Raw genomic sequence first — 19,358 nt, forward strand, 5'->3', positions numbered from 1 at the left:
CCCTCTCCCGCTTGCGGGGGAGGGCTGGGGTGGGGGTCTCGCCACGAGTCCCGCTGAGGAGAGAGCCCCCACCCGGATCGCATCTCACGATGCGATCCGGCCTAAGAGCGAGCTTCGCTCGTCTCGACCCCCGCAAGCGGGAGAGGCGAAGAAAGACCACCGACTTTTTTTACAAACGACAACGGTGCAAGAACTCCCCAGCGTTGTCGTCGCAAAAGACCACAACGCCATCCTGCTGCACGCGATCGACGAGGCCGCGGTGCGCGCCGGGCTGTCGATCGGGCTGCCGCTCGCCAATGCGCGGGCGATCTGTCCGGAGCTCACGGTCTATGATGCCGATCCCGCCGCCGACCTGAAGACGCTGAACGACATCGCCGACTGGTGCGACCGCTTCACGCCGCTGGTCGCGCTCGATCTGCCTTACGGTCTGTTTCTCGACATCACCGGCTGCGCGCATCTGTTCGGCGGCGAGCGCGCGCTGCTGCAGACCGTGACGGGGGCGCTGAGCCGGCGCGGCTTTGCCGTCAGCGCGGCGATTGCCGGCACCTCGATCGCGGCGCGTACGCTGACGCGCACCGCCTCGGGCAAGATTGTCGCCGATGGCGAGGAGGCGGCGGCGGTCGGCCCGCTGCCGGTGTCGGCGCTCGGTGCCGATGCCGCTGTCACCACCGGCCTGCGCCGTGCCGGCTTGAAGACCATCGGCGATGTCGCCTCCCGCGCGCCGCATGAAATCTCGGCGCGGTTCGGTGCGGCTTTCACCACCTTGCTCAGCCACGCGCTCGGGCAGGGCGATGCCCCGATCAGCCCGCGCAAGCCGCTGCCCGACTACATCGTCGAGAAGCGTTTCCCCGAGCCGGTCGCGACCGACACCGTGATCGCGCTGACGCTCTCGAGCCTCGCCAAGATGCTGGTTGCGGCGATGGACAAGCAGGGCAAGGGCGCGCGGCAGCTGGAAGCGAGCTTCTTCCGCACCGACGGCGCGGTGCGCGCGATCATGGTCGAGACCGGGCGTCCGGTGACGCGGCCCGAGATGATCGACCGCCTGTTCCGCGAGCGGCTCGATGCGCTGAACGATCCGCTCGATCCCGGCTTCGGCTTCGATCTCATTCGCCTCGCCGCAGGGCGTACCGAGATCGTGGTGCAGCAGCAGCGCGATCTCGACGCGTCAGTGCACGACAATGACGAGCTCTCGGCGCTGATCGACCGCATCGCCGCCCGCATCGGCGGAAAACGCGTCGTCGTGCATCTGCCGCTGGAGAGCCACATCCCCGAACGATCGGCGCTGGCACTGCCGGCGCAGCATCATCTGGCCGCGGCCAGCGCCGCCGCCTGGCCGGAACGGGTCGCCGGCGAACCGCCGCTGCGTCCGCTCAGGCTGTTCGAGCGGCCCGAACCGATCAAGGTGCCGTTCGCGACCGTGCCCGACGGTCCGCCGCATCAATTCACCTGGCGACGCGCGCAGCATGACGTGGTGCGGGTCGAGGGCCCCGAGCGCATCGCGATGGAATGGTGGCAGCAGGACGGCGCGTCGCTGACGCGCGATTACTTCCGCGTCGAGGATGCTGAGGGCCAGCGCTTCTGGATCTTTCGCGACGGCCTCTACGAGAGCGAGCTGCGCGACGAGGAAGGCAAGCCCGTCCCGGCCAGCTGGTATGTGCACGGGCTGTTCGCATGAGCACACCTCCACCCGAATATGCCGAGATCGGCATCACCAGCAATTTCTCCTTCCTGCGCGGCGGTTCCGATCCGCGCGCCTATGTTCATCAGGCGAGCGAACTCGGGATTCCCGTGATCGGGCTCGCCGATCACAACACGCTGGCCGGCGTGGTGCGCGCCTGGAAGGAGCTCGACAGCGAGAAGGTCGCCCATCCGCCAAAGCTTTTGATCGGCGCCCGCATCGTCTTCATCGACTCTACGCCCGACATCCTGGTCTATCCGCGCGATCGCGCCGCCTATGGACGGCTGTGCCAGCTCTTGACCCGCGGCAAGCGCGGCGGTGGCATCGAGCGCATCGAGAAGGGCGACTGCCGGCTTACCCTGTCCGATCTCATCGACTTCGCCGAAGGCCAGCTTCTGGTGCTGGCGCTGCCGCATCGCTTCGAGGCGCCTGCTGCGCTCGATATCCTTGCGCAACTGAAGGCAAGCGCCGCCGACGGCGTCTGGCTCGCCGCAAGCCTGCTCTATCGCGGCGACGACAGGCGCCGCCTCGCGCGGCTGCATGGCCTCGCCACTGACGCCGGTGTGCCGCTGCTCGCCACCAATGAGGTGCTCTATCACCATCCGGCGCGCCGCCCGCTGCAGGACGTGCTGACCTGCATCCGCGAAAAGACCACGATCGAGGCGGCCGGCCGCAGGCTCGAGGCCAATGCCGAGCGGCATCTCAAGCCGGCGCATGAAATGATCAGGCTGTTTCGCGATCTGCCGGACGCGATCGCGGAAACCATGCGCTTTGCTGCGCGCATCTCTTTCTCGCTCGACCAGCTCAAATATCAGTATCCCGACGAGCCGGTGCCGCCGGGCAAGACCGCGCAGCAGCATCTGGAAGATCTGACCTGGGCCGGTGTCGACAAATATTTCGGCGGCGAGATCGACGAAAAGCTTCGCACCACCCTGAACAAGGAGCTCGCGCTGATCGCCGAGCTGAAATACGCGCATTACTTCCTCACCGTGCACGACATCGTGCACTATGCGCGCAGCCAGAACATCCTGTGCCAGGGCCGGGGCTCGGCGGCGAATTCGGCGGTCTGCTTCGTGCTCGGCGTCACCTCGGTCGATCCGACCAAGGTCGATCTGTTGTTCGAGCGCTTCATCTCCAAGGAGCGGCTGGAGCCGCCCGACATCGACGTCGATTTCGAGCATTCGCGGCGCGAGGAGGTGATGCAATATGTCTACCGCCGCTACGGCCGCCACCGTGCCGCGATCATCGCCACCGTGATCCATTATCGCCCGCGCAGCGCGATCCGTGATGTCGGCAAGGCGCTCGGGTTGACCGAGGATGTCACCGCGGCGCTCGCCGACACCGTGTGGGGCAGCTGGGGCAAGGGCCTCAACGACATGCAGGTGCGCCAGGCCGGGCTCGATCCCAAAAATGCGATGATCAACCTCGCAGTCGAGCTCGCCACCGAGCTGATCGAGTTTCCGCGCCATCTCTCGCAGCATGTCGGCGGCTACGTGCTGACCCAGGACCGGCTCGACACCTATGTGCCGATCGGCAACGCCGCGATGGACGACCGCACCTTCATCGAATGGGACAAGGACGACGTCGACGCGCTTCATATGATGAAGGTCGACGTGCTGGCGCTCGGCATGCTGACCTGCATCCGCAAATGTTTTGACCTGATCGATCACCACAAGGGCAAGCGCTGGGAGCTCGCCACCGTCCCGCAGGACGACAAGAAGGTCTACGACATGCTGTGCCGCGGGGAGTCGCTCGGCGTGTTCCAGGTCGAGAGCCGCGCCCAGATGAACATGCTGCCGCGGCTGAAGCCGCGCACCTTCTACGACCTCGTCATCGAGGTCGCAATCGTCCGCCCCGGTCCGATCCAGGGCGACATGGTGCATCCTTATTTGCGGCGGCGGAACATGAAGCCTGAAGATATCGAGTACCCTTATCCCAAAGGCGGCAATAGGGACGAATTGCGCAACGTCTTGCACAAGACGCTCGGCGTGCCGCTGTTTCAGGAGCAGGCGATGCGGATCGCGATCGAGGCCGCAAAATTCACCTCAGAAGAGGCCAATGGCTTACGGCGCTCAATGGCGACCTTCCGTAACCTCGGCACCATAGGAGAATTCGGAGACAAGATGATCGGGAACATGATCGCGCGCGGTTATGATCCCGAATTCGCCAAAAATTGTTTTGAGCAGATCAAGGGCTTTGGCTCCTACGGCTTCCCGGAAAGCCATGCCGCGAGTTTCGCCCAACTTGTCTACATCTCCTCATGGCTGAAGCATCATCATCCCGATGCGTTCTGCTGCGGCCTGCTCAACTCGCAGCCGATGGGCTTTTATGCCCCGGCGCAGATCGTCGGCGACGCCCGCAGCAACGGCGTCACGGTGCGCGAGGTCGATGTCTCCCATAGCTTTGCGCAGAATACGCTGGAGGAGAAGGTCGGCGATCACTGCGCGGTGCGGCTCGGCTTCCGCCAGATCGACGGCTTTCACTGGCTGGACGAGGATGAGGAGAGGCTGAAACAGCTTCAACTGTCATTCCGGGATGGTGCGCTAGCACCAGACCCGGAATCTCGAGATTCCGGGTTCTCGCTTCGCGAGCCCCGGAATGACGACGTCAAAGACTGGGCCGACCGCATCGTCGCCGCGCGCAACCGCCGGCCCTTCACCTCGCTGGAAGACTTCGCCCGCGACACCGGCCTGCCCAAGCGCGCGTTGATCCTGCTCGCTGACGCCGATGCGTTCCGCTCGCTCGGGCTCGACCGCCGCGAGGCGCTGTGGGCGGTGCGGCGGCTGCCCGACGACGTGCCGCTGCCGTTGTTCGAGGCCGCCACCGCGCGCGAGCAGCCGGATGAGGGCGCCAAGCCGCTGCCGGAGATGCCGCGTCCGGAGCAGGTGGTCGCCGACTATCAGACCATCCGCCTGTCGCTGAAGGGCCATCCGATGGAGTTTTTGCGCGACACCTTCACGAAGGAGCGCGTCGTCGCCTGTCACACCATCAACCAGAGCAACGACCGCCGCCGCGTCCGCTGTGCCGGCGTCGTGCTGGTGCGGCAGCGGCCGGGCAGCGCCAAGGGCGTCGTGTTCATGACGCTGGAGGACGAGACCGGTATCGCTAACATCGTGGTGTGGCCGAAGGTGATGGAGCAGTACCGCAAGGAGGTGATGGGCGCGCGCCTGATCCTGGTCGAGGGCTATATCCAGAGCAGCCCGGAGGGCGTGACGCATCTGGTGGCGCAGCGCATGACCGATCGCTCCCACGATCTGATCGGCCTCGCCAACGAATCCTTGAGCCGCAAGCATCCGGTGCCGGCGGGCCCCGCGCTGATCGAGCCGCTCAACGACGACCGTCGCGATCACGGCGACAACTCGCCGCAAAAGATCCGCCACCCGCGCAACGTCCGCATCCTGCCGCCGTCCCGCGATTTTCATTGAGGCTCGCGGCGCAGCTCTTTCACCGTCACCCTGAGGAGGCCGCGGAGCGGCCGTCTCGAAGGGCGACGGCCCGGCTTTCTATGCGCGACTGCCAACGAGCGGGGCCGTGCATCCTTCGAGGCGCGCAAGCGCGCGCACCTCAGGATGACGGTATCCTCTATCCGCGTTATCGCGGGCGAAGTGAAACAATCCCATCCTATGCCGTCAACCCTCGAATATCTTATTCGGCTTTTCGGAATTTAACTTGACGGCAGACCCAACTCAGATGTTCAATATGCCCGTCTCACCCGATCGAGGGGCGCTTCGCGGTCGTCACGAACGTGGGTCGAGATGCGGTGGACGCCGATTGCGCGACTGACGAGTGCGCATGCGGCGGACGGCGAAGTCGTGCAGGCCTGACGCCCTAGCGGCAGGTGTCCTCTCGCAAAGCGCGCAAACGTCTTTGCGAGGGCGGTGACAAAAAAGCCCAGTCTCGCCGGGGAGAGCACGTATAAGCCGTAAGCCATCGCGCAGGGAAAGCCGGATTGCTCCGGTTACACCTGTGGTCCTACCCCCGTGCTTTCTACCTTTTGCACGGGGCCCATGGGTGCGATCGGCACCCGGCTTTCCCTGCGCCCTCTTCAAGAGAGAGGGCGGAACGAAGAGCAAAGCTCGGACAAATCATGTCGCGAGAACGCGGAAGTTTGACTCAGAAGCCGCCACACATTCGGTGTCGTCCCTGCGAAAGCAGGGACCCATAACCACCGATGGTCATTGTTGAGCCGTGCTGCAACGACAAGTCCCCCTCCACAACAACCGCCGCGGAGTATGGGTCCCTGCTTTCGCAGGGACGACAGCGGAGGACGCGCCCTCTCGGCTCAAGCACGACCGTCTCTGGAATACTGGATCGCCCGCTTTCGCATTCGCATGTGATGACACCCGTGTGTTTGTCACCATGAATCGGGGACCATCCACCGCCGTCGTCCTGGCCCCCTCCTGCGCAATTGCGCACTAGGCCAGGACGACGATTGAGGAGATCGTCAGCCCATGTCTGTCACCGTCATGCTTAGCAGGCCGCGCAGCGGCCGTCTCGAAGCAGCAAGCGGGATGTTGGATGCGGCGCGAACGCGCCATTGTCCATCCGCTCAGTTCATCGACATATGTCGCGAGAATGCGAACGCATAGCCTACACGCGAATGCTGACACGCAGCTTACAACTGGTCCCTGTCGGACGGGTCTCACCGTCGCATCGACGACGGATGACTTCCTCAGCCGCTGCATGCTACTCCACCGCGGCGCCGACCGGCGGTCCGCCGGGCGGGCGGTGCAGGAAGGTGATCGATGCGTAGGCGCCGACCCACGAGCCGAGGGCGGCGAAGGCGACGTAGAGCCAGTTTTCGGTGTAGCTGATCACCGCATAGGAGGAGAGCACATACCAGACGCTGCTCCAGGTCGCCGCCGGCACGCGCTTGCGCGCCACGACCGCCGAGGTGAACATGACGTAGACCGCGTCGGTCGCTGCGGTCGCGAGGAAGACGCCGCCGGCGGTGAGGGGATCGATGGCAGCCATTGCAACTCCTGTATGGGTCGGGCAGAGCTAGATATAGGCAGGGCCGGAAATGACGATTGGGATCGGGCACCGCCTTTTTGTCATCATGCTCGGGCATAGAATAATCGCAAACGGGGTATGCGCATGCAGGACATTCGTGAAATCCTTTCCGATGTCTGGACCGGCGCCGGCGGCGCGCCGGCCGCGCTCGATGCGGTCGCGCTGACCGGCAGCGAGCCGCAGCTGCCGTCGTCGTTTCGGGTCGGAGCGGCAGCGCAGGCGCCGATCGCAGCAGCCGGCCTCGCGGCGGCCGAGATCTGGAAGGCCCGCAGCGGCGAGCAGCAAGAGGTCGCGGTCGACATCCGCCATGCCGTCGTCGAATGCCGCAGCGAGCGCTATTTGCGCGTCGACGACAAGCCGCCGCCGCCGGCCTGGGACAAGATCGCCGGCGTCTATCGTGTCAAAGACAATCGCTTCGTCCGCCTGCACACCAATTTCCCGCATCATCGCGATGCCGTCTGCAAGGTGCTGGGCTGCAACGCCGAACGTGACGAGGTCCAGGCCGCGCTGCTGCAATGGGACGGCGAGGCGTTCGAGACCGCGGCCTACGCCGCCGGCGGCGTCGTCGCCTTGATGCGCTCGCACGACGCGTGGTCGGCGACGCCGCATGCCAAAGAACTGGCAAAGCTGCCGCTGATCTCGATCGAGAAGATCGGCGACGCCGCGCCGAAGCCGTGGCCCGCCGGCAACCGGCCGCTGGCCGGCATCCGTGTGCTCGATCTGTCGCGCGTGATCGCCGGTCCCGTCGCCGGCCGCACGCTCGCGGCGCATGGCGCCGACGTGCTGCTGATCTCCGGTCCCGATCTGCCGGCGATCCCCTGGCTCACCATCGACACCGGCCGCGGCAAGCTCACGAGCTTCCTCGAACTGGGGAGCGAGCAGGGGCGGGGCGTGATGCAGGGGCTGGTGGCGCAGGCCGATATTCTCTCGCAGGGCTATCGTCCGCAGGCGATTGCACGGCTCGGCTTCTCGCCGGAGGAAGCGGCGCTGATCAATCCCGGGATCGTCTATGTGACGCTGTCGGCCTGCGGCCATGCCGGACCGTGGGCCGGGCGCCGCGGCTTCGACTCGCTGGTGCAGACCACGACCGGCTTCAATCATGCCGAAGGACAGGCGGCGGGCACTGATGGGCCGAAGGAATTGCCGGCCCAGATGCTCGACCACGCGACCGGATATTTCATGGCGTTCGGTGCCATGATGGCGAAGGCCCGCCAGGCCCGCGAGGGCGGCAGCTGGCACGTCCGGGTATCGCTGGCGCAGACCGGGCGCTGGCTGTGGAATCTCGGCCGCCTCGAGGGAGGCCTTGCGACCGAGGACCTGAAGGCGGATGCGGTGCAGCCCTTCATCGAACGGCTGCCGTCCGGCTTCGGCACGCTGAGCTCGGTCCGCCACGCGGCGGTGCTGTCGCGGACCCCGGCCCATTGGTCCCGTCCGGCCATGCCGCTCGGCAGCCACCCTCCGGAGTTTCCTCCCCCGGAGTTTCCCGGATGAGACATTCAGCTGCCGTTCAGGCTATGCAAACTTTAACGACTGGCATCGCCGAAGGGCGATTTTTAGGTTGTTTGAAACGCCAATTCAGCACTATTAGCGCACCGCTGGGGCTGTCCCGCCGGACGCTGCAACGATCGACCCCGCGGACCGCATGGTGAAAGAGTTTACCAAGAGAATGCAGAGCTTTAGCCGCCCGCGCCTGGTCGTGGCCGCGGTGCTGCTGGCGGTTGCCTGCGCGGGTGCCTATGGCTACACGCGTTTCGGCACGGAAAAGCAGACATCTTCGGAAGTCTCCAGCCAATCCCGCAAGGGCGGCGCGCGCTATGCCCCGTCGGCGGCCGAGTGGGCCAGCCTGACTTTCCAGACCGTGAGCGAGCGCACCTTCCGCTCCGAGTTGGTGACCGAGGGCAAGATCGGCATCGATGAGGACCGCTCCACCCCGGTCTACTCGCCCTACACCGGGCGCGTCACCCGCCTCATGGTGCGGCCGGGCGATGCCGTGGTGAAGGGCCAGCCGCTGTTCGTGATCGAGGCGGCCGACACCGTGCAGGCGCAGAACGATTACGTCGCGGCGATGACCGGCCTCAACAAGGCGCAGTCGGCGCTCGACCTGGCGCAGATCCAGGAGAAGCGCGCCAAGGATCTGTCCGAGGGCAAGGCGATCCCGCTGAAGGATTATCAGCAGGCGCAGGCGGCGCTGGTGCAAGCGCAGAACGATGCGCGCTCGGCGCAGACGCTTTTGGAAGCGGCGCAGAACAAGCTGCGCATCCTCGGCTTCAGCGACGACGACATCACGACGCTGCGGCAGAAGGGCCGCCTTAATCCGGAGACGACGGTGTTCGCGCCGATCGGCGGCACCGTGGTCCAGCGCAAGGCCGGTCCGGGCCAGTATGTCTCGACCGGCGCCAGTGACCCGGTCTACGTGATCGGCGATCTGTCGACGGTCTGGCTGATCGCCTTTGTCCGCGAATCCGACGCCGACAGCGTCGCGGTCGGGCAGGACCTCACCTTCAGCGTGATGGCGCTGCCGGGCAAGGTGCTGAACGCCCGGGTCAACTATGTCGCCGCGGCGATCGACGCGACCTCGCGCCGTCTCCTGGTCCGCGCCACCATCGACAACGCCGACAAGCGACTGAAGCCCGAGATGTTCGCCAATGTGACGCTGTATTCGAAGGGCGATCATCCGGCGGTCGGCGTGCCGAAGCAGGCGCTGATCTACGAGGGTGACCAGGTTCGGGTCTGGGTCGCGAGGCCCGACGACAAGACCATCGAACTGCGCCAGATCAAGCCCGGCCTCATCAATGGCGACCTCGTCGAGGTCGCCGGCAACCTCAAGCCGGGCGAGCAGATCGTGACGAAGGGAAGCCTCTTCATCGACCGCGCCGCATCAGGCACCTAAGCGCATGATCCGGAAACGTGGGAACCGGTTTTCCCTCGCGACAAACGCGCAACGCGTTTGCGCGGAGATCACGCTCAATAAGAAAAGTCCCTTCCAGTTGAAAGCGCCGATCTGAATGGATCGCCTCGTCGCCCTTGCCGTCAATCGCCGCTACTTGATGGTGGCCATGTTCGTGGCCGTCTTCATCGGCGGCCTGATCGCGTTCAGGCAGCTCAACATCGAGGCCTATCCCGATCCGACCCCGCCGATGGTCGACATCGTGACGCAGAGCCCGGGCCTCTCGGCCGAGGAGATCGAGCGCTACATCACGATCCCGATCGAGACCCAGGTCGCCGGCATCAAGAACCTCAAGACCATCCGTACCATCTCGCTGTACGGCCTCTCCGACGTCAAGCTGCAGTTCTCCTTCGACTACACCTATGACGAGGCGCTGCAGCAGGTGCTCAACCGCCTGTCGCAGCTCGCGCCGCTGCCGGGCAACGTGCTGCCCGGCATCTCGCCGCTGAGCCCGATCGGCGAAATCTTCCGCTACCGCCTGAAGGGACCGCCGAACTACAGCGTGCTCGACCTCAAGACGCTGCAGGACTGGGTGCTGCAGCGCCGCTTCCGTGCGGTGCCCGGCGTGATCGACGTCACCGGCTGGGGCGGCAAGACCAAGACCTATGAGATCCAGGTCGACTTCAACAAGCTGGTCGCCAACGGCCTGACGCTGCCGCAGGTGTTGCAGGCGGTTTCCAACGCCAACATCAATGTCGGCGGCAACACCGTGAACATCGGCTCGCAATCGGCCGTGGTGCGCGGCGTCGGCCTGATCCGCTCGATCGACGACCTCGCCAACACCATGGTCTCGCAGTCCGGCGGCAATCCGGTGCTGGTGCGCGACATCGCCCATGTCACGATCGGCGAGAAGCCGCGGCTCGGCATCGCCGGCCTCGACAATGACGACGACATCGTGCAGGGCATCGTGCTGATGCGCCGCGGCGAGCAGAGCTCGCCGACGATCTCCCGCGTCGAGCAGCTGGTCCACGACATCAACCATTCCTCGATCCTGCCGCCCGGCGTGAAGATCGAGCGCATCTACGACCGCAAGGACCTGATCGAGCTCACCACCCACACCGTGCTGCACAACATGGTGGTCGGCATCCTCCTGATCGTGCTGTTGCAGTGGATCTTCCTCGGCGACCTCCGCAGCGCGCTGATCGTCGGCGCGACGATCCCGTTCGCGCTGTTCTTCGCCGTGATCATCCTGGTGCTGCGCGGCGAATCCGCCAATCTGCTGTCGGTCGGCGCGATCGATTTCGGCCTGATCGTCGATGCCACCGTGATCATGGTGGAGGCGATCTTCCGCCGGCTGTCGCAGACCACCGCGCTGTCGGAAGACGAGCGAAGCCACATCTCCGAGGACACGGTGATGGGGATGAAGAGCCACGCCATCCTGTCGGCGGGGGCCGATGTGTCGCGTTCGATCTTCTTTGCCGCGGCGATCATCATCGCGGCGTTCCTGCCGCTGTTCACGCTATCCGGTGTCGAGGGCAACATCTTCGGCCCGATGGCGCGCACCTATGCCTATGCGCTTGCCGGCGGCCTGCTTGCGACCTTCACGGTGACGCCGGCGCTGAGCGCGATCATCCTGCCGGCGCACATCCACGAGACCGAGACCTGGATCGTCAAGAAGCTCGACGGGATCTACGTGCCGGTGCTGAACTGGGCGATCGCCAACCGCAAGATGGTGATGACCGGTGCGGCCGGCCTCGTGGTCATGACCATCATCTTCGCGCGCTTCCTCGGCCTCGAATTCCTGCCCAAGCTCGAGGAGGGCAATCTGTGGATCCGCGCCACGCTGCCGCCGACGATCTCGCTGCAGGAAGGCAATGCCTATGTCAACGAGATGCGCAAGCTGATCCGCAGCCGTCCCGAGGTGCTGTCGGTGGTGTCGCAGCATGGCCGTCCCGACGACGGCACCGACGCGGCCGGCCTGTTCAACGCCGAGTTCTTCGCGCCGCTGAAGCCGGCGAGCGAATGGCCCACCACCCACGACAAGGAAGTGCTGACCGCGCAATTGCTGGCGCAGTTGCAGGAGAGATTCCCGGGCGTCGAATTCAATTTCTCGCAATATCTGCAGGACAACGTATCGGAAGCGGTGTCCGGCGTGAAGGGCGAGAACTCGATCAAGCTCTACGGCAATGATCTGCAGGCGCTGACCGACACCGCCAACAAGATCAAGTCGGTGTTGTCGACCGTGCAGGGCGTCACCGACCTTGCGGTGTTCACCTCGCTCGGCCAGCCGACCATCCAGATCGACGTCGATCGCGCCCGTGCCGCGCGCTATGGCCTGTCGCCGGGCGACATCAACGCCACGATCCGGGTTGCGGTCGGCGGCGACAGCGCCGGCGACCTTTATGAGCCCGGCAGCGACCGGCACTTCCCGATCATCGTCCGCCTTGCGCCGGAATACCGCAAGAGCGCGGAGGCGATCCAGAACTTGCGGATCGGGGTGGCCAACGCCAATGGCGGCATCACGCAGATCCCGCTCTCTGAAGTAGCCTCGATCAACCTGATCTCCGGCGCGGCCTATATCTACCGCGAACAGCAGGAACGTTACCTGCCGATCAAGTTCTCGGTGCGCGAGCGCGACCTCGGCAGCGCGATCCGGGAGGCGCAGCAGAAGATCGACGAGCAGGTGCAGCTGCCGCCGGGATCGCGTGTCGAGTGGGTCGGCGAATTCGGCAATCTGCAGGATGCGATCAGGCGGCTGTCGATCGTGGTGCCGATCAGCCTCGCGCTGATCGCGGTGCTGCTGTTCTTCAATTTCGGCTCGATGGTCGACACCATGCTCGCGATGAGCGTGATCCCGATGGCGATCTTCGGCGGCGTGCTCGGGCTTCTGATCTCGGGGATTCCGTTCAGCGTCTCGGCGGCGATCGGCTTTATCGCGCTGTTCGGCATCGCCGTGATGGACGGCATCATCATCCTGTCGCAGTTCAACCAGCTGATCGACGAAGGCTATGACCGGATGCGCGCGGTGATCCGCACCGGCGAGCTGCAGCTTCGTCCGGTGCTGATGACCTGCGTGGTGGCGGGCGTCGGCCTGTTGCCGGCGGCGATTTCGGAAGGCATCGGCTCGCAGGTGCAGAAGCCGCTCGCCATCGTCGTCGTCACCGGCATGATGCTGGCGCCGCTTGTGATCTTGATCACGCTGCCGGTGCTGATCTTCTATTTCTCGCGCCGGCCGCGTGAGCGCTAGCTCAGAAGGAATCAGGTGAAGCCGTAGAGCCGTGCCGGGTTGTCGACCAGGATCGCCTTGCGGATCGCGGCATCCGGCGCCCAGACCGGAAGCTGGTTGAGGAGGCGGCCGTCGTCGATCTGATACAGCGGCGTCACGTCGGTGACCTTCCTGCCTTGCGGCGTCACCGAATCCGGGTGCGGCCAGTCGGTGCCCCAGACGATGCGCTCGGCATTGGCCGCGATCAGCGCCTGCGCCAGCGGCGTGGCGTCGGCATAATCGGGCGCGAGCTTGGAGGCGCGGTAGGCGCCGGAAATCTTGACATAGGCCTTGCCGGACTTGACCAGTGCGAGCAGGTCGGCAAATCCCGGCTGGCCTGTGCCGAGTGCGGCTTCGGCGCCGCCGAAATGGTCGAACACGACCGGCACCGGCGCTGTGGCGACGAGGTCCTTGATCGCGGAGATCATGGCGAGACTGGTGAACAGCTGCACATGCCAGCCGCGCGCCTTCATCCGCTCGATCGCGGCCGAGAAGCGCTGCCGGCCGACATTGGGATCGTTGACGCCGCCGGTCGCGAGGTTGAGGCGGATGCCGCGGAAGCCGGCCTTGTTCATGGCATCGAGATCGCTCTCGCTGGTCTTGTCGTCGATTACGGCGACGCCGCGCGCGGTCGGCCCGCGGGCCGTGATGCCGAACAGGGTCGACGAATTGTCGGGGCCGTAGACGCTCGGCGTCACGATCACGACGCGCTCGACATGGAGCGCCTTGTGCAGCGCGCTCATCTCCTCCGGCGAGGCCGGTTCCGGCGTGTAGACGCGGCCGGCGAAGAACGGGAATTTCTCGGGGTCGCCATGGATGTGGGTGTGGCAGTCGCACGCCCCTGCAGGCACGTCGAAGTTCACCGCGGTCGATGGTTGCGCTGCCTTGGAAAATGCGTTGCTGCTGGTCATGGTCACTCCGGCTGCGATGGAAGCCAGCATCATATCGCGTCGCGTCAGCATTGGACGTCTCCCTGCGTGCTCGGCTGTTATGCGCGTCATACGCGCGCCGGCATTATGGGTTGCCGGCGGGGACCGAGGTTATCGGCGGAGAGAGCGGGCGGGAAGGGCCAGTTCGCGGTGCGAACGGTTCCGCAATGCCTATTGTCCCGACGGCGTGCGCAGGCCGTGCCAGGCGTCGCGCACCTGATGGTAATGCACCTCGGGCAGATAGTCCGGCGTCTTCAGGTTCAGCGTCTTGACGTCGAGCCGCCCGGTCGCGCTGAGCAGCGTGTAGGAGGCGATCACGCGGTCGCGCTGCGCACCGATCAGCCGTGCCCGCGCGGTGATCAGATCCTGCTGCGCGTTGAGCACGTCGACCGTGGTGCGCTGGCCGCCCGCGGCTTCCTTCTGCACGCCGGCGAGCGCAACTTCCGCGGCCTTCATCTCGGACTCCGAGGCCGACACCGCGATCTTGGCGCCTTCATTGGCAACCCACGCGCTGACCACGGCGGTCTTGGCCTGATTGCGAACCTTATCCAGCACCAGCCGGCTCTGCGCCGCGACTTCCTTGGCCTGCCGGGTCTGCGATGCGGCGGTGCCGCCGTCATAGATCGGCTGCGTGACCTGACCGATCACCGAGGCTTGATCGGTGCCGAAGCTGCCGAGCGTGGTGTCGGTGTCGCGGCTGCGGCTGACGCTGCCCTGCACCGAGACATTCGGCATCAGGCTGCTCTCAGCGACGCGGATCGAGGTCGAGGCGACGTCGACGTCGAAGCCTGCCGCGGTGACGGCGGGATGCTCGCGGAGCGAGAGCGCGATAGCATCCTCGCGGCTGCGTGGCAGCAACCGGTCGATGGTCTCGGCCGGACGCAACTGGGATGGTGCATTGCCGACCACCTGTGCATAGGTGGCCTGGCTGACCGCGAAATTGACCTCGGCGGCGTTGAGGTCGGCGAGGCCGCGGTTGAGCCGCGCCTCGGCCTGGGCGGTATCGGTCGGCGTCACGTCGCCGGCATTGAGGCGCCGTTCGGTGATTGCCCGGGTCTCCTTCAGAAAGGCGACGTTGGCGCGCTGCGCCTCGACCAGGGTCTGGTTGGCCAGCACATTGGTGTAGACGGTGACGGCGTCGAGCAGCAGGCCCTGGCCGACATTGCGCAGCGCCTCGCGGCCGGATTGCACCTGCAACTCGGCGACGCGGACGCTGTTGGCGGTCTTGAAGCCGTTGAACAGGGTCTGCGTCACCGTGACGCCGATCTGCCACGGCTTCAGCGTTGCGGTCTGGATCACATTGCCGGGCAGCTGGTCGCGCACCGCCTGCAGGCCGACCGACAGGCCGGCGATGATCTGGGGACGGTAGCCGGCCAGCGCCTGCGGCACGTTCTCGTCGGTCGCACGCTGGCGAGCCCGCTCGGCATTGAGTTGCGGATTGGTCTGATACGCCTTGACCAGGGCTTCCGGCAGGCTCTCGGCGCGGGCCGCTGTCTCCGTCAGCAGCGCGCATGCCAGCACGCCAAGGCCGATGCCCGACAAAAGCACGCGCCTCGCAACATCGCCGACCCTCGCGGCACGCTCAACCATGTGATCCCGCAAACCAAAAACCCCGGCAGTCCGCCCCCGCCGACGCCGTCGACACATCTACCTGTTTACGGGGCGGTGCCGCCACAGGCAAACCGCCGCGCGACATCTGCACATCATTTCAGTTCTTGTCTGTTGCCGGTTCGTCACAGGCGAACGTATCGGTCATATGAAGTATAAGTTTGAACCGCTGGCCGTCGATTCAACGACGCCGGTTATCCACTGTCTCCTCCGGGTCCATTGCTGATGCCCATATTGTTCTCCGACCCCGAGGCGATCGCGGAGCACATTGTTCGTGACGTCGGAACCGAACTGGTGGTCGGGCTGCCGCTCGGCCTCGGCAAGGCCAACCACATCGTCAACGCGCTGTATGCGCGGGCACTGGCCGACCGCTCCATCAATCTGACGCTGTTCTCCGCGCTGACGCTGGAAAAGCCGAAGCCGAAGAGCCTGCTCGAACGGCGCTTCATCGGACCGGTGATCGATCGTTTGTTCGGCGGCTATCCGGATCTCGCCTATGCGGATGCGCTGCATCACGGCGCGCTCCCGCCCAACATCAAGGTGATCGAGTTCTTCTTCCTCGCGGGGCAGTGGCTGCACCAGCCATTCGCACAACAGCACTACATTTCCGCCAACTACACCCATGCGGCGTCATACCTGTTGTCGCGCGGACTGAATGTCGTGCCTCAGCTCGTTGCCAAGCGCGTGGTCGACGGCGCGCCGCGCTACAGCCTGAGCTGCAACACCGACACCACGCTCGACGTGCTGCGCGCCCGTGCGCAGGGGCGGGCGTCGTTCAAGCTGATCGGCCAGGTCAATTCCGAGCTGCCGTTCATGCCCGGCGCCGGCGACCTGCCGGCGGATGAATTCGCCGCGGTGCTCGACAGTCCCGAGACCGATTTCCCGCTGTTCGCGCCGCCGTCCGAGCCGATCAGCGACACCAAATATGCGATCGGCTTGCACGCCGCCGGTCTGGTGCGCGACGGCGGCACGCTGCAGATCGGCATCGGGCAGGTCGGCGACGCGCTGGCGCAGGGGCTCGTGGTCCGCCATCGCGACAACGCCCAATTCCGCGGCATCATGCAGCGCCTTGCGCCCGGTACCGGGCAACTCGCCGCGGCCGAGACCGGGTCGTTCGAAAAGGGTCTCTACGGCGTCAGCGAGATGCTGTTCGAGGCGTTCCTCGGACTGATCGATGCCGGCATCCTCAAGCGCGACGTTGGCGGCGTGATCCTGCACGGCGCATTCTTCCTGGGCCCGCCATCATTCTACCGGGCGCTGCGCGAGATGGCACCAGAGCAGCTGGCGCGAATCCAGATGATGCCGGTTTCCTTCACCAACGAGATCTTCGGCGACGAGGAGGGCAAGCGTCGCGCCCGGGTCGATGCGCGCTTCGTCAACAACGCGATGATGGCGACGCTGCTCGACGCTGCGATCTCGGACGGTCTCGAGAACGGCCAGGTCGTGAGCGGGGTCGGCGGCCAGTATAATTTTGTGGCGCAGGCATTCGCGCTCGAGGGCGCACGTTCGGTGCTGGCGCTGGAGGCGACCCGTCAGTCCGGCAAGCAGGCGCAGTCGAACATCCGCTGGTCCTATGGACATGAGACCATCCCGCGGCATCTGCGCGATGTCTTTGTCACGGAATATGGCGTCGCCGACGTCAGGGGGAAATCCGATGCCGACGTGATCGCCGCGATGCTGCAAGTGTCGGACTCCCGCTTCCAGGGCGAATTGATGCGGCAGGCCAAGGACGCCGGCAAGCTGCCGCGCAGCTACGAGATTCCAGCGGCGCATCGCGAAAATTATCCCGAGCGCATCGGTGCTGCGCTGAAGCCCGCGCGCGACGCCGGGCTGCTGCCGTCATTCCCGTTCGGCAGCGACTTCACCGATGTCGAGCAGCGCCTGATTCCGGCCTTGCAGATCTTGCAGCAGGCGCAGCACACGCCGCTGCAACTCGCCGGCCTGCTGTGGCAGGGCATGCGGCATCCGCCCGAGGCCGCCGACCGCGAATGCCTGGCGCGGCTCGGTCTCGACAAGCCGACGCATTTCGCCGAGCGCGCCTATCGCGCGCTCGTCACCGCGGCCTTGCAACGGAGCCGAAGGGCTAAAGCGCGATGAGATCATCGCGCTTTAGCCTGTTGTCTGCGCATGATCTTGTCCGGAAAACCGCTTCGCACTTTTCCGGATCATGCTTTAGCGGTTCTTGTTGACCGGCTTGCGCTTCTCGATGAACGCCGCCATGCCCTCGGAGCGATCCTCGAGCGCGAAGGTCGAGTGGAACAGGTTGCGCTCGACATTCATGCCTTCCGCGAGCGGCGTTTCGAACGCGCGGTTGACGGCTTCCTTGGCCATCGCGACCGCCGGGCGCGACATCGAGGCGATCTTCTCGGCCGCCGCGAGCGCCTCCTCGAGCAGCTTGTCGGCCGGCACGATCCGCGACACGAGGCCCGAGCGTTCCGCTTCCGCCGCATCCATCATCCGCCCGGTCAGGCAGAGATCCATCGCCTTCGACTTGCCGATCGCGCGGGTCAGGCGCTGTGTGCCGCCGATGCCGGGAATGGTGCCGAGGGTGATTTCCGGCTGGCCGAACTTGGCGGTGTCGGCGGCGATGATGATGTCGCACATCATCGCGAGCTCGCAGCCGCCGCCGAGCGCATAGCCCGCGACCGCGGCAATGGTCGGCTTGCGGCAACGGGCGACGCGGTCGCCGCCGATCGCGGTGAAGTCGCTGTTGAACATGTCGATGAAGCCCTTCGGCTGCATCTCCTTGATGTCGGCGCCGGCCGCGAAGGCCTTCTCGCTGCCGGTGATCAGGATACAGCCGATCTTGTCGTCGGCCTCGAGATCGTCGACCGCCGCGGCGATCTCGCGGAACACGCCGAACGAGAGCGCATTCAGCATTTTCGGCCGATTCAGCGTGATGACGCCGACCGGTCCCTTGCTTTCGACGATGATGAATTCGAACGTAGCCATGGACGCAAACCCCGTGCCTGATTTGCCGGGCAATGTGCCCGCTGACGGGATGCGCTTCAAGTGGCTGAAGCGAGGCTTTGGACTGCGGTGCGGCGCCCCCCGCGCCGCACCGCAGGTGCCTCCGCTAGGCCATGAACATGCGCGCGGCGGAGGCCACCGTGAGCAGGGCGCCGAAGCCGATGAAGATCTTCCCGATCAGCGAGGTCTGGTCCCAGCTCGCGCTGTCGCTGCTCGCCAGAACCGGGGCCGGCTTGGGTGCCGCCACGGCGACCGGCTGTTGCGCAGGCGGTGTCTCCTGCTGGACGGTCTGCGGCTGGGCCGGCTGCGGCTGTTCCGCCGGCTGCTCCTGCTGCAGGGCGCGGTCGACGTCGTTGAGCTGGTCGGATGCGACCACATTACCGTCGGACTGGTCCGCGGGCTTGTCGGCCGCGGCAATCAACGCATTGGCTTTCACCGGCGTCGCCGCCGCATTGTCGTCGCCGGAGGTCAGCTCCGCATTGGCGTTTGCGACCGTGGCGGGAATGCCTGCCGAGGTGACGCTGCCGGCGTCGCTGCTGGTGGCCTTCTTGCTCTCGGATTTATCGGCCGTTTTGGAGGACTGGCGGCGCGCATGGCGCCGGCTATGCCGGGGGCTCTGTTGCGCGGACTTGTCGGCCGTTGCGCTGTCGGATTTCGATGCTGATGTGTCCGAACCGGCCGCATGTGCCGGCAGCGGACCGGCGAGACCCATGAAAAGCCCTGTCAGTCCTGTCGCAACCATCAATGCCAAGCGCCCGCCGGCTTTGATCTTCATTTTGATGATCTCCCCATGTCGCCCGCCCAAGGGCGAAAAGAGACCCCGCTGCGTGTCCACACCGGGGCAGAAAAAGGGAATCTTCGGGCATCCGGGGGCAAAAGCTGGGCAATTTCGTCCTAGTGGTCGATCGGGCGGGCAGCAGTACCGATGCTTGTCGAACCGATCGGTGTTATGAGCCGTGACGTCTGGAAACCCGCCGGTGCGATTCTTGAGGCCGATCCTCGGCGCGG

The 19,358-nt window shown here is 65.6% G+C and carries 11 protein-coding genes; 6 read left to right on the forward strand and 5 right to left on the reverse strand.

The features are described 5' to 3' along the window. The first annotated feature begins 184 nt into the window (after positions 1 to 184). Both IF803_RS00005 and IF803_RS00010 read left to right on the forward strand, forming a co-directional pair. Positions 185 to 1,675, forward strand: coding sequence for a Y-family DNA polymerase (locus IF803_RS00005; RefSeq protein ID WP_411781062.1), 1,491 nt, complete (start codon positions 185 to 187; stop codon positions 1,673 to 1,675). Beyond that, the gene (locus IF803_RS00010) at positions 1,672 to 5,103 is read left to right on the forward strand and encodes an error-prone DNA polymerase (RefSeq protein WP_461190862.1); all 3,432 of its coding nucleotides are present in this window, start codon (positions 1,672 to 1,674) and stop codon (positions 5,101 to 5,103) included. The genes IF803_RS00005 and IF803_RS00010 overlap by 4 nt, the downstream gene beginning before the upstream one ends. Before the next feature lie 1,261 nt (positions 5,104 to 6,364). On the opposite strand, the gene IF803_RS00015 is transcribed toward IF803_RS00010, so the two are convergent. After that, a complete protein-coding gene (locus IF803_RS00015; protein ID WP_028345379.1) occupies positions 6,365 to 6,652 on the reverse strand; it encodes a hypothetical protein in 288 nt (95 codons plus the stop codon). A 123-nt stretch (positions 6,653 to 6,775) separates the two neighbouring features. Between IF803_RS00015 and IF803_RS00020 the strand changes: the two genes are divergently transcribed. From IF803_RS00020 to IF803_RS00030, 3 genes are all read left to right on the forward strand, one after another. Beyond that, positions 6,776 to 8,182, forward strand: a complete 1,407-nt coding sequence (locus tag IF803_RS00020) for a CoA transferase (protein WP_461190863.1) — start codon at positions 6,776 to 6,778, stop codon at positions 8,180 to 8,182. Between the two features lie 151 nt (positions 8,183 to 8,333). Then, on the forward strand, positions 8,334 to 9,581 hold the full coding sequence (locus IF803_RS00025) for an efflux RND transporter periplasmic adaptor subunit (RefSeq protein ID WP_028345377.1): 1,248 nt from the start codon (positions 8,334 to 8,336) through the stop codon (positions 9,579 to 9,581). A gap of 115 nt (positions 9,582 to 9,696) precedes the next feature. Beyond that, positions 9,697 to 12,825 carry an efflux RND transporter permease subunit gene (locus IF803_RS00030; RefSeq protein ID WP_461190864.1) on the forward strand — a complete coding sequence of 1,043 codons (3,129 nt, stop codon included), beginning with the start codon at positions 9,697 to 9,699 and terminating at the stop codon, positions 12,823 to 12,825. A gap of 11 nt (positions 12,826 to 12,836) precedes the next feature. Here the strand turns inward: IF803_RS00030 and IF803_RS00035 are convergent, their stop codons facing one another. Together IF803_RS00035 and IF803_RS00040 are read right to left on the reverse strand one after the other, a co-directional pair. Continuing rightward, a complete protein-coding gene (locus IF803_RS00035; protein WP_411781058.1) occupies positions 12,837 to 13,805 on the reverse strand; it encodes an amidohydrolase family protein in 969 nt (322 codons plus the stop codon). Positions 13,806 to 13,943: 138 nt separating this feature from the next. Continuing rightward, positions 13,944 to 15,362, reverse strand: a complete 1,419-nt coding sequence (locus IF803_RS00040) for a TolC family outer membrane protein (protein WP_461190865.1) — start codon at positions 15,360 to 15,362, stop codon at positions 13,944 to 13,946. Between the two features lie 243 nt (positions 15,363 to 15,605). Here IF803_RS00040 and IF803_RS00045 point away from each other — a divergent pair, with 243 nt between their 5' ends. After that, positions 15,606 to 17,477 (forward strand): acetyl-CoA hydrolase/transferase C-terminal domain-containing protein, encoded by a 1,872-nt coding sequence (locus IF803_RS00045; RefSeq protein ID WP_461190866.1) that lies wholly within the window; start codon positions 15,606 to 15,608, stop codon positions 17,475 to 17,477. 75 nt (positions 17,478 to 17,552) lie between these two features. Here IF803_RS00045 and IF803_RS00050 read toward each other — a convergent pair whose 3' ends face one another. Beyond that, positions 17,553 to 18,332: an enoyl-CoA hydratase gene (locus IF803_RS00050; protein ID WP_016843234.1), complete on the reverse strand. Its 780-nt coding sequence runs from the start codon at positions 18,330 to 18,332 to the stop codon at positions 17,553 to 17,555. Positions 18,333 to 18,456: 124 nt separating this feature from the next. Beyond that, positions 18,457 to 19,125 carry a hypothetical protein gene (locus IF803_RS00055; protein WP_411781056.1) on the reverse strand — a complete coding sequence of 223 codons (669 nt, stop codon included), beginning with the start codon at positions 19,123 to 19,125 and terminating at the stop codon, positions 18,457 to 18,459. Between the last annotated feature and the right edge of the window lie 233 nt (positions 19,126 to 19,358).

The sequence above is a fragment of the Bradyrhizobium sp. UFLA06-06 genome, assembly GCF_054820065.1.

Bases quoted from the DNA above. Each gene is read 5' to 3' on its own strand.
- IF803_RS00035 (WP_411781058.1), bottom strand. From the start codon at position 13,805: ATGCTGACGCGACGCGATATGATGCTGGCTTCCATCGCAGCCGGAGTG.
- IF803_RS00045 (WP_461190866.1), top strand. From the start codon at position 15,606: ATGCCCATATTGTTCTCCGACCCCGAGGCGATCGCGGAGCACATTGTT.
- IF803_RS00030 (WP_461190864.1), top strand. From the start codon at position 9,697: ATGGATCGCCTCGTCGCCCTTGCCGTCAATCGCCGCTACTTGATGGTG.
- IF803_RS00025 (WP_028345377.1), top strand. From the start codon at position 8,334: ATGGTGAAAGAGTTTACCAAGAGAATGCAGAGCTTTAGCCGCCCGCGC.
- IF803_RS00015 (WP_028345379.1), bottom strand. From the start codon at position 6,652: ATGGCTGCCATCGATCCCCTCACCGCCGGCGGCGTCTTCCTCGCGACC.
- IF803_RS00020 (WP_461190863.1), top strand. From the start codon at position 6,776: ATGCAGGACATTCGTGAAATCCTTTCCGATGTCTGGACCGGCGCCGGC.
- IF803_RS00010 (WP_461190862.1), top strand. From the start codon at position 1,672: ATGAGCACACCTCCACCCGAATATGCCGAGATCGGCATCACCAGCAAT.
- IF803_RS00050 (WP_016843234.1), bottom strand. From the start codon at position 18,332: ATGGCTACGTTCGAATTCATCATCGTCGAAAGCAAGGGACCGGTCGGC.
- IF803_RS00055 (WP_411781056.1), bottom strand. From the start codon at position 19,125: ATGAAGATCAAAGCCGGCGGGCGCTTGGCATTGATGGTTGCGACAGGA.
- IF803_RS00040 (WP_461190865.1), bottom strand. From the start codon at position 15,362: ATGGTTGAGCGTGCCGCGAGGGTCGGCGATGTTGCGAGGCGCGTGCTT.